Below are 14,860 nucleotides of genomic sequence, written 5' to 3' on the forward strand. Positions count from 1 at the left end.
GCTTCTGGAGCAACAGGTTGTTGGACACGTGCACGTCACAGGCCTGCACTAGCCGCCTAGAATGGCAGGTGTTACGACAACCCGGGCACGATGGGGGGACGGCTCATGCACTACATCTCCACCCGAGGCGGGATGCGCGCAGCCCGTTTCACCGAGGTCCTGCTGTCCGGCCTGGCACCGGACGGGGGACTGGTGGTTCCCGTCACGCTACCGGCACTCAGCAGGGACCGTCTGGAGACATGGCGGTCCCTGGACTACGTGGCCCTGGCTGCTGAGGTGATCGGCCTGTTCGCCACCGACGTCCCTGAGTCAGACCTTCAGAATATGACTGCCGCAGCTTATGGACCGCAACGGTTCCCTGCGCCCGTGGTACCGGTGCGTGACTGCAGCACGGTTGCTGCGGGACTGCACCTCGTAGGTCTGTCTGAGGGTCCTACCATGGCCTTCAAGGATCTGGCGATGCAGTTCCTGGGGCAGGCTGTGCCCTACGTCCTGGGCAAGCAGGGCCAGGTACTCAATATCTTGGGTGCTACTTCCGGGGACACCGGATCGGCCGCCGAGCACGCCTTCCGAGGTCAGGACGCAGTCAGCGTCTTCATGCTCTCACCAGCAGATCGAATGAGTCCCGTCCAGCGGGCGCAGATGTATTCTCTGCACGATCCCAACATCTACAACGTCGCCGTTGAGGGTGTGTTCGACGACTGCCAGAACCTGGTCAAGGCCCTCAGCAACGACCCTGCCTTCAAGGCACAGTACTCACTAGGCGCCGTCAACTCAATCAATATCGGGCGGATCGTGGCTCAGGCGGTCTACTACGTGTGGGCATGGCTGCGTGTCACAGACCGGACGGAAGAGCGACGACCCTCTGACCTCCAGGTCGACGTGTGTGTTCCCTCAGGCAACTTTGGCAATATCTACGCAGGCCACCTGGTGCGCAGTATGGGGTTGCCGGTGCGTAGGCTCATCGTCGCAACTAACGAGAACAACGTACTGGAGGAGTTCTTCTCCACCGGCATCTACACACCGCGCAGTGCCGAAGCCACGCTCGCCACGTCTAGTCCCTCCATGGATATCTCCAAAGCCTCCAATCTGGAGCGGTTCCTGTGGTCTCTCCTGGGACCAGGGCGGTTCTCCCACGCCTGGAAGGAGCTGGAGGACAGCGGCTCACTGGATCTGTCGGACCAAGTAGAACGTATGCGTGAAGAGCTCGGCTTTGTCGCCATGTCCTCTTCCCACGCTGAACGCCTGGAGACGATCCGCCTTATGAGCAGCCACGGTGTCATCGTCGACCCGCACACCGCTGACGGCATCACCACGGCCCTGCGCCTCATGGAGCCCGGCTTCCCTACTCTGGTCCTGGAGACCGCGAGGCCAGAAAAGTTTCTCGACACTGTCGAGGAAGCCCTTGGGTGCCCCCAACCGGTCCCGGATTCTGTCAGCAAGCTTCTAGCGCTTCCTCAGCGAAAGACAACCATACCCAACGACGAGAAGCCGCTGAGAGCCATTATCGCTGAGAATGCTGTCACTGCTTCCTCGCCGATCCTTCGGTAGCCTGTCCCAGCAGCCGGACGCTGTCGCCAAGACGACGCACAGACAACAACAGACGTGGCCTTATATTGGTGCGGACGGAGGCACTCCTGCCCAGTCTCTTGACAGCGGTCGGCACAAAGAGGCTCCTGTCGGCCTAGCAGACCGCCCTTCACGGACCACTCTGTTGGGCGAGTGGCTACCAGACGAACAGCATGAGGGAGTTGGGTCCAGCCATGAGACGTTCCCGACATCTGTCCGTGGCAGACTTGGCACCGAACGCAGTACCAGAGATCGTCATGGAAGGAGCTCCTGGTGGGCGAGATGAACCAGGTCAAGGGAAACCGACTTGACCCATGGCTAGACAACTATGCCACACGTGCCCACGGCCTGAGGGCGTCCGAGACACGTTCCCTGTTTGCGGTCGCCTCGCGCCCCGAGGTAGTCTCCCTGGCAGGAGGAATGCCCAACCTCAAGGACCTGCCCCTTGACCGTATTGCTGAGGCCACTGCTCAAATGATTCGCAAAGACGGCGGTAGAGCACTGCAGTACGGTAATGGTCAGGGACTGCCACGGCTGCGGGAGCACGTCACCGAGGTTATGGCGCTGGAAGGAGTCGACGCCAACGCCGACGACGTTATTGTCACGACGGGCTCGCAGCAGGCTGTCGATATAGTAACCGAGCTGTTCATCGACCCAGGTGACGTGATTCTTGCCGAGGCGCCAACCTACGTTGGCTCTCTGTCGATCTTCTCCACCTACCAGGCTGATGTGCAACAGGTAGCCATTGATGCTCACGGCGTTGTCCCCGAGGCCTTGGAGGAGACGATCATCCGGACGGAGCGAGAAGGACGCAGCATCAAGTTCTTCTACTGCCTCCCCAACTTCCATAACCCCGCTGGCGTCACTCTCAGTGAGGAACGCCGCCCCCTCGTTATTGATATCTGCCGTCGGCACCACATTCTTATTGTCGAGGACAATCCTTACGGTCTGCTCGGCTTTGAGGGCCAGACATATACTGCGCTTAAAACACTTGCCCCAGAAGACGTAGTCTACCTTGGGTCATTCTCTAAAATTTTCGCACCAGGATACCGTGTGGGCTGGGCCGTCGCCCCGCCGGCGGTAAAGGAAAAAATGAAGCTTGCCTCGGAAGCGGCTATCCTCTGCCCCTCCTCGGTTGGCCAGTACTCTATCTCGATGTATCTTGAGCAGTTCGAGTGGAGGAAGCAGATCGAAGAGTTTCGCGCGATGTACAGGGAACGGCGCGACGCTATGGTGGGGGCGCTGGAGGAATATCTACCGGTATGCCACTGGAACGTCCCAGACGGAGGATTCTACGTGTGGCTTGGGCTCCCCGAGGGTGTTGACGCCAAAGAAATGCTTCCTCGCGCAGTAACGAACCTTGTGGCCTACGTATCCGGAACTGCTTTCTATGCAGAAGGAAAAGCAGGTCGGGACCATCTCCGACTGTCTTTCTGTTACCCGGAGCCCGCCGACATCCGGGAGGGAGTTCGACGACTGTCCGAGGTCGTTAGCCGGGACGTGGAGAACTACAGACTGTTTGGTCCCACCGTACACCGGGTCTCAGAGGGTATAGCTGCCCCGGGACCCGATCAAATTTAAGGAGAGTCATGAGCAACAGTCCTCAGTCAGAGTCACTACGTGTCGCCGTTCTTGCGGGAGGCCTCAGTCACGAACGGGATATCTCCCTACGCTCTGGCAATCGCGTGGCCCAAGTTCTCAAGCATGCTGGACACTCTGTACTCGTCCTTGATGTCGATGCCCGTATGATTAGTTCCCTGCGGGCTTTTGGTCCTGATGTGGTGTGGCCGCTGGTACATGGAAGCCACGGTGAAGATGGAGGTCTCCAAAACACTCTCATCGCACTAGACCTTCCTTACGTTGGCACGCATTCAGATGGCTGCCAACGTTCATCATTCAAGCCAACTGCCAAGGCCACCGTGCGAACTGGCGGCGTTGTTACCCCGGACTCCCTGACGCTGCCACGCGAGTACTTCAGCCAACTGGGCGCCCAGGAGGTTCTCGGCGTCGTTACCGCGCACCTAGGTTTTCCACTTGTTGTCAAACCGAATCAAGGCGGTTCTGGTCTTGGTGTATCCATCGCTTTCAATGCTGACGAACTGCGAGCAGCAATGGTCGCCTGTTTTTCCTATGATGACCGCGCTCTTATTGAGCAATACGTTGAGGGCACAGAGATCGCGGTGTCTGTCGTCGACACTGGGGAGGGACCACGTGCCTTGCCGCCGGTGGAAGTGGTTTCCCAGGGCCAGTATGACTTCGACGCCAGGTACAATCCTGGCCGGTCCGAGTACTTTGTGCCAGCCAGACTTGACGCTCGCGACACGGACAAGGTCCAAGACACGGCTCTTGCAGTTCACCGCACGCTAGGTCTCGGTAACTTGTCGCGGACCGACTTGATCCTTGACACTCACGGCACACCTTGGTTTATTGATGTCAACGTTGTCCCTGGGATGACAGAGAACTCCCTCCTCCCCATGGCTGTAGAGGCAGACGGGGAACTTGGTCCTCTCTATGATGCTCTGGTGAAAAGTCCTCTGGTCCAGCCCTAGTGCCTCGCTCTCAGCTGCTATAGCTTGCGCGCTGCATGCCGCAACGGCTGAGCAGGCCCTGAGGTTCGCTAAGATGGCGTGGCGGTATCAATCTGTCGGAATTTAGCCTGTATTCTTCAGTGTCCCAAGTTCCACTCCCGGCAAGAATCAATTGCAGTGAACTCACGGCAATAGTTTATGTGTTGGACGCGAAGCCGAGGATAGCGACTGTTTCAGTTATATAGTTGTTTTCTTCTAACATCTGCGACGGTCGACCTTATTCTGCTTGACTCTTGGTGGATGAACTGCTTTATTTAAGCTCGAGAACTCTCCGTGAAACATGTTCCGACTGCACAGTTTCTAAACGGAAACAAGAGACGCGAACAGTTGTTGAGTCTACATGAGCAATGCTGTTAGGACATCGCGAGAATGGTATCCGTAGCCCTATTATCAACGCACCGAGCCACGGTAGAGCGTTTTTTGGTTTCCATGAATTGTGTTGACGCATGAAGGGATTTTCCCGACAGAGACTGTTCTTGACGCACGGAATACACAGTACTTGACCTTCATAACTCTTTCCTCAGTATTTTTTCGGCATCTAGTGGTTGTTAGAAGAAAATGACTGTGCGAAGTGCAGGTTCCGTTGATGCTATTCTGCCGACGTAGGGCTAGGCTATCAATATGTACCTGTGATACCCGCCAGTTACTCCAAGTAAACACTTGTTAGACAGTCAGCCAGAAACAATACTCATCATATGCATGTTGCCTGTGTGAAACCATATTTGTCCACATAGTTTCTTGCCATGGGAGTATTCGGCCATACGTTATTCCGCATGTCCTACACTTCCATTGATGTTACACACATGCTGTCGTCATACTTAGCGAGTTCCTGTATCAACATGTGGTGATGCGATCAGCACTGTACTCGGGAGGATGCCCAGATGGCGTCCTTATTCATCTATTCTACATGCAGGATGGTCCATGTTTGAGAGTGGTCCCAAACGCAAGCCCAGGGCAGGGAGCGATGATTCACGGTATCCAGACTCATACAAAGATGGATGTTCCACGTGAAACACTGGCACATCTGCAGCGGTCTTGTTGAGATCGTGAGTGGATCATCCGCTGACACGAATTGGTCGTCAAGCCACCTACATAGTTCGTGCCAACGGCGCCATCGCGCAAGTAACTGTATTCGCATACATAACTATGTTTACTGTGTATATGTGATTCTGTGCTAGATAAAGTGGCCAAGACACTACCAAGGATGCGCACGCTACAGAGTCAGAAGTCCGCAGAACACTGAGTCGCTTGAACCACCGATCGCCTTGCGGCATCGTCAGTGTGCTAGCATGGATGCAGTTTATGCACAGGGACCACAGCCACGAGTGGCTAAGGTTATTCCTCGCGCCACGGAAAGCGAGCGAGTCCATACATGGACGCACATCTGTGAACCGGCTTCCCGATGTATATAACTACATGTGGGCGAGGTGCGCCCGGTACTATCACACATTTACTAGTGCCAACAGGTCAGGAGCGCAACATGAACAACCACGGGGGCTTCATCTATTTGGATTAGGTCCATGTTTCACGTGAAACCACTAGGAACTTCTCTGATGAAATAGACTGTCTCCGCCAGTCGCAGACTTACTCGACATACCTGGAAGATAACTGCCATACTGGTCCCAGATATCCACGTTAAGAATAGGCGGTGTACTTGCACACACCGCGACGACACACTAGCGCACTAAGCATCGTGCTCCGCACAAGGTATGCTGGCACGTGTTGGAACAGTTCGCACTACAGCACACCTAGTGTTACTACTAGTCTCCGTCAATCAGCCGTGGTTTGGGCCCGCAACGTATCGGTTCTGTTCTTTACAGTACGGGCACAGCTGCCATAATGGGTGTGGAGTGCTCGCACCCGTCGCCCTGTTTCTACGTAGACATGTCGTTGGCTGTGCACTTGACTCAACACAACCGACCCCATACACGGTCCTAGCAGGGGCAGAGAGTCAAGGTAATACTCATACGATCCGAAGTCGTTCAGCGCCAGCCGTTGCATCGTTGCCAGTGTGTACATCGAATATATATAAGCCATACGCAGTGAGCACGTTCAGTATACGAATACTCGCGTCCATCGATACCTGACAGCGCTAAAAAGCATGTAGAATGGCCAGAGATATCGTGCTGAATAACATCTGCGCTGACAAGAACATACCTGCCCCATGCACAAGTTCTGCGACATGCCGCCTGGCCTAGTGCCATAACGGCAGAGTAAGCAGGTGCCGACAGACTAGGCAATCCATCACATATCCGGACAATCCAGTCACAGATCGCAACCATGCACGCCGACCTCCAAGAGCAAGCAAATGAAGCAGACTGACAGGTCCGTTGCAGTATGCGGCTAAACATCCTGAGTGAATGCAACCCGCAGTGGTTTCGTATGGGCACATACAATCTTCACCTACCGCACCTGTCGAGTCGAGCACTTACATGCGTAGGAAAAGTTCTTCCTACAACCACCACTGTCCACGAGTTCAACCAACTCACACGGATGCTCAAATGGCGGTATGTTCGAGACAAGTAGATACCTTTAGCGTCTGAATCTGCTCCACAGAAAGTATCCTCGGCAGAAGACGATCTGTTGAAACTGCTCGCACTTCTACACCAAGGACTGGAGCAGCCAGCACGAGTCAAACCTAGTCTCCTGTGTTGTAACGAGGCGCGTAGATGTGTGTGCTCAGAGACATGGCGCAACCAATACGCGCTAACATGCGATTCCCGACCGGACAACTTCAAACCAGCGTTCTTGACATGACGTGCGGTAGTTTGCAACACGAACTGCATGTCGATCGTCCACTCATCTTCGTCCCTGAAGGGCAGTACATCATAGTTTCACGTGAAACACTTACACGAACTGGTCGACAACTGTCGATTCCGATCAGGTAGGTCCCAGTATAGAAAACATACTCAGCAAGACACGTCTGTCAGCACTCAGAGCCATAGTGACAAAATGACGAAGTAATGAGGCGTGAACTTACCTCACTCTCAATAAGACAAACTCTGTATCAACCGTTATGCGCAGTAGTGAACAACTCCCAACCACCCACACATATGCGTGAAAGAATCCGAGTAGAACAGGTACCAACTAGCCTGAGCACAAGGTGCGCATACAGAGCACCACACCTATAGTCCCGCAGTTGAGCGGCGCGACTCATGTGCCCTCCGTGTTTGGCTGCTTGCACATGCATTCGCCCTCACAGGTTGCGACATCTATGAAGGCCTACACCCGAACCGTGTCGGAATAGAATCAGTGGCGGCGAGTTTCATCATCAGGGGAAGCACTACAGCACGTACAAAGTGAAACATGTATGGAACAAACCCCCACAGTTGGCCAAAAGCAAAACCATATGTACGAATATCGTCCCGCATGCATACATGTCGCCCGGCGCTAATACCAACCATGAAGCAAAGCGGGAACACAAGTAACCGTCACGAGTACCACAACGACCAGGATCGCAATATGCGCGGAGAAACTCACATGGCACCGAACCCGGAAAGTGGCCACATGACGATCACACCTATGCTCCTCAGCGGAAAAGGCGGTTCACATACGAGAACCAGGTTCAAACTGGTGCTTAACACGACAACAGGTTGTCTAACTAGTCCTCGTCAAGAGAAGTTCCAGGCGCTAGCGTCCTTATGATACGAGCGAGGTCGTCATCTCCTGCAAACTCAATAGTGATACGACCTTTCTTCGCCCCCCTAGTCACCTTAACCCTCGTATCAAAGGCATCAGACAGTCGAGTTGACAACGCGGGCAACGGAGTACTACGAGCACGTAACGTCTTGGTCTGCTGACGAGATGAGTCGGATTCCTCGTGAAGAGCAACCAACTCCTCAGTCGCGCGGACAGAAAGTCCTTCTGCAACAACACGCTGAGCCATACGTTCCATCGCATCTACGTGCGGAAGCCCCAGAAGAGCCCGAGCATGACCAGCCGACAGCACACCGGCCGCCAGTCGACGCTGTACCAATGGGGGAAGCTTCATCAACCTCAATGTATTAGAAATCTGTGATCGCGATCTAGCGATCCTCTCAGAGAGTTCAGCCTGAGTACAGTTAAAGTCATCAAGCAGCTGTTGATAGGCAGCAGCCTCCTCCAAGGGATTCAGTTGCACCCGATGAAGGTTCTCCAACAATGCGTTACGCAGCATGTCGACATCGTCTGTATCTCGAACCACCGCAGGAATAGTGTCGAGCGACGCCTCTTTCACAGCCCGAAGCCGACGTTCACCTAGAATCAGTTCGAAACGTTCCTCCTCCTGCCGTTCTCGAGATGAAACGCGGCGTACGACAACAGGCTGCAGCAATCCAACTTCTACGATAGAAGCAGCGAGCTCAGTAATCTCCTCCTCGTCAAAAACCTGCCGAGGCTGTCGGGGATTCGGATCAATACGATCCACCGGAATATCAGCATAAGTTGCGCCGGGAACTGGAACAAGCTCACCTTCTTTGACGACAGAAACCTGAGCATCATAGTTACCTTCCGAATTAGTTACGTGCTGATCAGAGGCAGTCTGACTACTATGAACGGCAACGTCGCCAGAATCTCCTCCATCACCTATGGGGGTGGCTTGTGATCTAGAGGGACGGCGATCGGCAGCATGAACGTCATCTGCCTGCTGAGAAGACTTCGAAGCCGTTTCACGTGAAACATGAGTCGAAGTGCCCTTACCTCTATCCTGGGCCGCGCCAGAACCCGAGGAGCCGTCGATGCGACGACCCGACCCTGAGCCCCGAAGGGTCTTCTCAGCAGTACTCCTAGCCCGCCTGGACTGCTTCCTCTGTCGTGTCGTCGCAGTCTCGGACTTCAAGTCGTGTTCAGCTGGTTCTCCTTGTCCGGTCTCAACGGCTACATCAACGCCTTCTGAATAGGCATCACGCGAAGAATCTGAGTAAGAGAGACGCTTCAATGCCCCCTTTGGAGTTGATTTGTCCTCTGAATCAACCGAGCCGCTGCTATCCAACTGACTGAATTTTTCCTGGCCGACCAGTACCTCCGAGCCTTGAAAGTTACCAGTATGTCCTCCCTGGGACTCGTCCATCGCAGCGACATCATTTTCCCGATTCTCTGGGAAGAAAACGTCAGAAGGCCTACCTGAACTTACAGTCTCTCTTTGAGTATCAGGAATAAGGGCCTGGAGACCCCGCCCAAGTCCTCGCCTCTTCTGAGCCATCAGGCCTCGCCACCTTCCTTAGCAGGGACGCCCCTAAAAGCGACCTCACGTGCCATCTTCATATAAGCTACCGCACCAGTAGAACGTGGATCCCAGAACACAACAGGTGCGCCAAACGACGGTGCTTCAGCAACTCGGATAGAACGAGGTATCTTGGTTTCAAGAGTCGCATCAGGGAAATATGTTCGAACCTCAGATTCAACCTCGCGCGACAACGTAGTCCGCCCGTCAAACATAGTCAGCACTATCATCGAAACACCAAGACCTGGATTGTGGATCTGTGCTATTCGGTCAATAGACCTGGTAAGAAGCGCCAGACCCTCCAAAGCATAGTACTCTGCCTGCATTGGAATAAGAACTTCATGGGCGGCAACGAATGCATTAATAGTCATGATACCGAGACTAGGCGGACAATCTACAATAATATAGTCCAAGCGTGGCTGATCCTCTCGCTCACGGAACCTTAGGTACTCGATGAGCGCATTACGCAGCCGAGACTCCCTTTCCCTAGTCTCAATTAGCTCAATCTCAACAGCAGCGACATCTATGGTTGCCGGTACACACAACAGTGTGTCGCTAAATCGTGTCCTGGCCACGACGTCACTGATCGGAGCATCGTCAACCAGCACATCATAGATCGACTGGGTACCTTCATCATGCTCGACTCCTAGAGCCGTGGACGCGTTACCCTGTGAATCAGCGTCGATAAGCAAAACGTGCAGTCCACCCTGCGCTAACGCCGCAGCGAGGTTAACCGCGGTAGAGGTCTTGCCCACGCCACCCTTCTGATTAGCGACAGCCATGATACGCGTCTGCTCAGGACGAGGGTGACCCTCTTCGGTCATCTCATCCAGCGCAACACGGTCGGCCTGGAGCTGATCGAAAATAGACGAACCAGACAACCTGCTTCTCCTCGGACGACAGTCCAACTGCTGGAGCCAGCCGGACACTAGCAGTCTACGCGAGGAGTCCGACAGTTACCTGATTTGCGCGCCGAACTTCACCGGCTCTTCATGGACTGCTTCGCCGCCGCAGCTCGACAACCCGTGTCCCACCACCACCCGGCAGGGCAACCTCATGGATAACAGGAGTCGATAGCTGGAACTTCTTGATGGCTTGTTTCGTCTTGTCGATCTCCGCCTCTACCTTGGCCCCCTTGAGGGCAACGAGGCACCCGTCGCTGCGCATGAGAGGTGCCGTCAGATGAACCAGCTTCGGAAGGCTAGCAACCGCGCGAGCTGTTACTACGTCAAACTGGTCGCGCATGTCCTCAGCACGACCGTGCCGCACCGTCACACGTTCTAGGCCCAACTCATCCACTACGTCATGAAGCCACTTCACCCTACGGTCCATCGCATCAACAAGAACAATATCGAGATCAGGCCGGAAAAGTGCGAGGACCACTCCAGGAAAACCCGCTCCCGAACCAATATCGGCGACCCTGCCGCTCCTGGGAAGAAAAGGTAGCACCGCCGCAGAGTTGACGAGGTGCCGACTCCAAAGCCTTGGAAGCTCACGGGGTCCTATAACTCCTCGCACCCGACCTTCTCGCGCGAGCATGTACGCAAACTGTTCAGCACCCGAAAACGCAATGCCAAAGAAGTCTCTGACGTCCTGGCGGGGAACCTCGAGCGTAGCACTGGTTTCTTCCTGTGCCACGTCGCCACCGTTGGGGCTAAACACATTTTCGCACAAAGTGCTTTCATCGCAACCAGCACCACCTCCATCGAAACTACTCATACGCATCTCCTCCCAACATTTTTGTGACCACGGAGAACATTGACCGTCGTGGCCTCAAATCCGCATCACCACCAACTCAGAACCAGAGTCATTGCTACCTGTTCCAGCGCGTACCCAAGGCCAGTGAGTCTATCAACTCCCTATTCCGGCAACAGAATGATGTCCGGTGCCATCTACCAACTTGTGTGACGCATGTACATCTACCGACACGGAATCTGCACCAAAAGCCGCACCGTTGCCTATGTCTTCTGTCCGCGTCCCCGCTGCGGTAGCACTACCATGAGTACCAGGTGTGCTGACATCATCTTTAGCAGGGCTGACCACAACATGGCGATATGGCTCAGCACCCTCAGACTCCGAGGCAAGTCCAGCTGCGGCTACAACATCGTGGCAGATCTTTCTCTCAAAAGGATTCATTGGCTCTAGAACCACTGGCTCACCCACAAGAAGGACCTTGGTAATTGCCTCCTCAGCAACCTTAGTCAACTCATGTCGGCGAGAGGCACGGTAGCCATTAATATCAAGCATAAGTCGCGACCGGCTACCGGTACGTGCCTGCACAGCAAGACGAGTGAGATCCTGAACCGCCTCTAGGACCTCGCCTTCATCTCCCACAAGATCCGCCAGCTCATGTTCATCGCCCTCGTCAGAAGCGACAACTGCAACAGATGCTCGACCGTGGTCTATATCAATATCAATATCACCCCCGATGTCAGCAATATCCAAAAGCTCCTCAAGATAGTCCGCGCCTATCTCACCTTCTTCCTCCAGACGGGATACTGCCTCAGCCCGAGCCGTGGTGTCGCTCATCGGTTATCCGTTCTTTGTGGGGTCAACGAACACTGCTAATAGGTCTAGCCTGCATAACAAAACATAAGAGTTCAAGCTGTTCATCACCGGTGGCGCCTCTTTTTGCGCCTCGCCGCTTCTTGCCTCCGGGCACGAGCACGTTTCTCGTAGCGGCGCCGAGCAATTTCCTCATCAGTCAGGCTGTCATGCTTGGATGAGGTCCCTTCGATACCACCACCGCGATAACTGCCATTCTGGCTCCTCCGAGGACTTGCGTCCTCTCCTTCTGCTGAAGAGCCCCCCGAAGTATGGTGTGCCAACGCAGCTCGACCAGACTTCCCTCGCCGTTCCTTACGGGTCGGCTGACGCCGCTGACCGCGAGCCCGTCTATCGGCTTCAGCCTTGGCGGCAGCCTCTGCACGCTCTTCTTCTTCTAGTGAAGGCAGTCCCTTACGAGCACGCCTGGCGTTGACACGCGCGCGATATTTTTTTTCTGCTTCCGAGCCAGGTGCTGGCATATTACGAATAGTAAAGAACTGCTGTCCCAGTGTCCAGATATTAGATGTCACCCAGTATACCAGGACTCCGATCTGGAACTGGACCCCGCTGATGGCAAAGATAAGCGGCATCACCATGATCATTATTCTTTGAGAGCGGATCATGGGGTTGTCTGAGTTCTTGGCGGACTCCGGCATGTTCTTCATGCTCAACTGCGCCATGGTGTACCATTGCGTCACCGACATAATGATAATCATAATGACTGTGACAACTCTGACTTGAACGTCCGGCGTGCTCACGAACGAGTCTGAAAGATGAGCTCCGAACACGTTGGACGCCTGAATGTCTGACGCAATATCGGCAGTCAACGGACCGATGGAACTTCGGCCGTTATACGATCCTTCCGCGACGCGCTGCAGTGAAGCAAGCACCCGAAAGAGTGCTATGAATACCGGCATCTGCACAAGAAGCGGCAAGCATGAGGAAAGTGGGTTAGTACCATGCTTACGGTACAGCGCCATCATCTCCTCCTGCTGGCGCTGCTGTGACACGGGGTCCTTCTTGCCTTTATACTTTTCTCGAAGCGCCTGCATCTCGGGCTGCATTAGCTGCATCCCACGAGACGACCTTATCTGCCTAAACATAAGCGGCATAATAAGGATACGGACCACCACGGTAAGACCAATAATCGAGAGGACCCAAGCTATCCCTGGGCCGTCCTGAAAGCCCAGAAAGACTAGAAAGTCATGAATATGAACCATGACCCACGCGACTACAACACTGAGGGGCCATAGTATGTTGTCCATGTCTGCTCCTAGCCTCCGAGTAGTTGTTTAACTTTCCGACGGGCCGACTGCGGCCCTGCTCTCATATCCGTAACTGCATCATATTCAAGTTCAGTTCAAACTTGGTGGCCGTAACGTTGCCTCTATAATGCGGGAAAACTTGGCCAACCGCTACTGTTTAAGGAAGAAGCGTGGAACATCACGGGGCAGAGCGTATCGCCACTGACCTTTGTCGGGGACATGATCAACTCCGCCTAAGGTCATAGGGTTACACCGCAACAGCCTCCAGGTAGTAAGCAGCAGACCCTTAAATGCACCGTGCGTCCTGACAGCACCAACCGCATATGCGGAACAAGTCGGGTAGTAACGGCACCTCGCCGGAAACGCGGGGGAAATACGCTTCTGATAAAAGACCAGAAGAGACAAGACGACAACGTGTGCAGCGTGACACAGCCGAAGGGTTACTGCACTTACTATGAGCAGGACCGAACCACTCATCGCCGCCGACCTTTTGCATGTAGGTACTGGCACCGCTGAAGAAGGGAATCAAAGTCCCTACCGAGGTCGGTACTGGTGACACCGTCTGCATCAGACAGGACACGGACTACCAACTTTGACCCAGGCCGTATCCTATTAAGACGGCCGGACAGAAGACTTCGCAGTCGGCGCTTGACGCGATTACGGTGCGTCGCCAGAGGAATCTGCTTTTTAGACACTGTTATTCCGACACGCACAGGAGAGTTATCCCCATCGGCACCGGAACAGAAGTAAAGTAGCATGTTCCGGCTCCCGCTGCGCACACCACTTCGTACCACGGAGGAGAAATCCTCACCCCGGATCAGACGATGCCTCGCGCTGAGCACCTCAAACGGCGAGACGCGCGCGGCCCTTACGGCGACGCGAGGCAAGAACTGCGCGACCTGCTCGGGTCCGCATGCGCTTACGGAAGCCGTGAACTCTGGAACGACGACGGTTGCTGGGCTGATAGGTCCGCTTGGTCACGACTTAACTCCTGACTCTGGGTATGTTCTTGCAGTATCGCAGAAAATCCTGTGACACTGCCCCATGCGGCTGGCCCATGGATTGGGACGGGAGACCGCACGTCCACCAGTGGTACTGTACGGTTCACGTGCCCGGGGGTCAAACACACCAGCTTCTCACCGACATGTCGTCCGGTCGCTGCGGTTGACACGCCGGGGTCATACCCATGGCGCTCGGCGCCAGCGCTGGGGGGCGCATGCGACGGTCATTATTTATTAGTGCTTTCTATCATATCCATGTTCTCACCGTCTCCTTCCTTCTCGCCGTGCTCTGTAGGGCGACGGCGTCCGTACCGAAACAAGCGCTCGCACCTCCGCGTCTTTCCTGCCTGGCCGCAGTGTGCCAGTGTGCGCAAGCCTTAGCAGGCCGGCAGCACCGGCAACGCCTGGGCAGCGCCCAGCCGGTACGTGCGCGGACCTTAGGGATGCGCCGTCACGAACATTATAAGATTCCCTGCATTGAGTATCAACTTTTATAAGTTTCACCTGTTTACGCGGAGGATGCCGACCCCCATGACTCCCTGTGGACACCACGCCTTGTTGCTCCTGTGCAGCCTGTGGACACCACGCCCGAGTGACGTCTGCTCTTTCCATCGGCTACCTGTGCTGAGCTAGAAGAACACCCACCAGCGTGGGCATGCACTGCCTGACCGCCTCACTGTGACTCAGAAC

General features: G+C 54.8%; 11 protein-coding genes. 3 read left to right on the forward strand and 8 right to left on the reverse strand.

Annotated features, from left to right (window positions below; all coding sequences use genetic code 11):
• Positions 1-105: 105 nt before the first annotated feature.
• The 3 genes from thrC to CWS50_RS12795 all read left to right on the forward strand — a co-directional run bounded on the left by thrC (position 106) and on the right by CWS50_RS12795 (position 4,118).
• Positions 106-1,551 carry a threonine synthase gene (gene thrC / locus CWS50_RS12785; protein ID WP_127843093.1) on the forward strand — a complete coding sequence of 482 codons (1,446 nt, stop codon included), beginning with the start codon at positions 106-108 and terminating at the stop codon, positions 1,549-1,551.
• Positions 1,552-1,851: 300 nt separating this feature from the next.
• Positions 1,852-3,150, forward strand: a complete 1,299-nt coding sequence (locus CWS50_RS12790) for an aminotransferase-like domain-containing protein (RefSeq protein WP_180342385.1) — start codon at positions 1,852-1,854, stop codon at positions 3,148-3,150.
• A gap of 8 nt (positions 3,151-3,158) precedes the next feature.
• Positions 3,159-4,118 (forward strand): D-alanine--D-alanine ligase family protein, encoded by a 960-nt coding sequence (locus tag CWS50_RS12795; RefSeq protein ID WP_127843095.1) that lies wholly within the window; start codon positions 3,159-3,161, stop codon positions 4,116-4,118.
• A gap of 3,640 nt (positions 4,119-7,758) precedes the next feature.
• Here CWS50_RS12795 and CWS50_RS13070 read toward each other — a convergent pair.
• The 8 genes from CWS50_RS13070 to rpmH all read right to left on the reverse strand — a co-directional run bounded on the left by CWS50_RS13070 (position 7,759) and on the right by rpmH (position 14,150).
• On the reverse strand, positions 7,759-9,204 hold the full coding sequence (locus CWS50_RS13070; protein WP_423243484.1) for a ParB/RepB/Spo0J family partition protein: 1,446 nt from the start codon (positions 9,202-9,204) through the stop codon (positions 7,759-7,761).
• Between the two features lie 131 nt (positions 9,205-9,335).
• Positions 9,336-10,238, reverse strand: coding sequence for a ParA family protein (locus tag CWS50_RS12805; protein ID WP_127843096.1), 903 nt, complete (start codon positions 10,236-10,238; stop codon positions 9,336-9,338).
• A gap of 109 nt (positions 10,239-10,347) precedes the next feature.
• Positions 10,348-11,076, reverse strand: a complete 729-nt coding sequence (gene rsmG, locus CWS50_RS12810) for a 16S rRNA (guanine(527)-N(7))-methyltransferase RsmG (protein WP_127843097.1) — start codon at positions 11,074-11,076, stop codon at positions 10,348-10,350.
• 132 nt (positions 11,077-11,208) lie between these two features.
• On the reverse strand, positions 11,209-11,886 hold the full coding sequence (locus CWS50_RS12815) for a Jag family protein (protein WP_127843098.1): 678 nt from the start codon (positions 11,884-11,886) through the stop codon (positions 11,209-11,211).
• 83 nt (positions 11,887-11,969) lie between these two features.
• A complete protein-coding gene (gene yidC / locus CWS50_RS12820; RefSeq protein WP_127843099.1) occupies positions 11,970-13,169 on the reverse strand; it encodes a membrane protein insertase YidC in 1,200 nt (399 codons plus the stop codon).
• 150 nt (positions 13,170-13,319) lie between these two features.
• Complete coding sequence (yidD, locus tag CWS50_RS12825) at positions 13,320-13,601, reverse strand: membrane protein insertion efficiency factor YidD (RefSeq protein ID WP_243118576.1); 282 nt, start codon at positions 13,599-13,601, stop codon at positions 13,320-13,322.
• A gap of 41 nt (positions 13,602-13,642) precedes the next feature.
• Positions 13,643-14,011 (reverse strand): ribonuclease P protein component, encoded by a 369-nt coding sequence (gene rnpA / locus CWS50_RS12830; RefSeq protein ID WP_180342376.1) that lies wholly within the window; start codon positions 14,009-14,011, stop codon positions 13,643-13,645.
• Between the two features lies 1 nt (position 14,012).
• Complete coding sequence (gene rpmH / locus CWS50_RS12835; RefSeq protein ID WP_127843101.1) at positions 14,013-14,150, reverse strand: 50S ribosomal protein L34; 138 nt, start codon at positions 14,148-14,150, stop codon at positions 14,013-14,015.
• Positions 14,151-14,860: the final 710 nt, after the last annotated feature.

The sequence above is a fragment of the Actinomyces wuliandei genome, assembly GCF_004010955.1.
In the GTDB taxonomy this organism is placed as follows: Bacteria; Actinomycetota; Actinomycetes; order Actinomycetales; family Actinomycetaceae; genus Actinomyces; species Actinomyces wuliandei.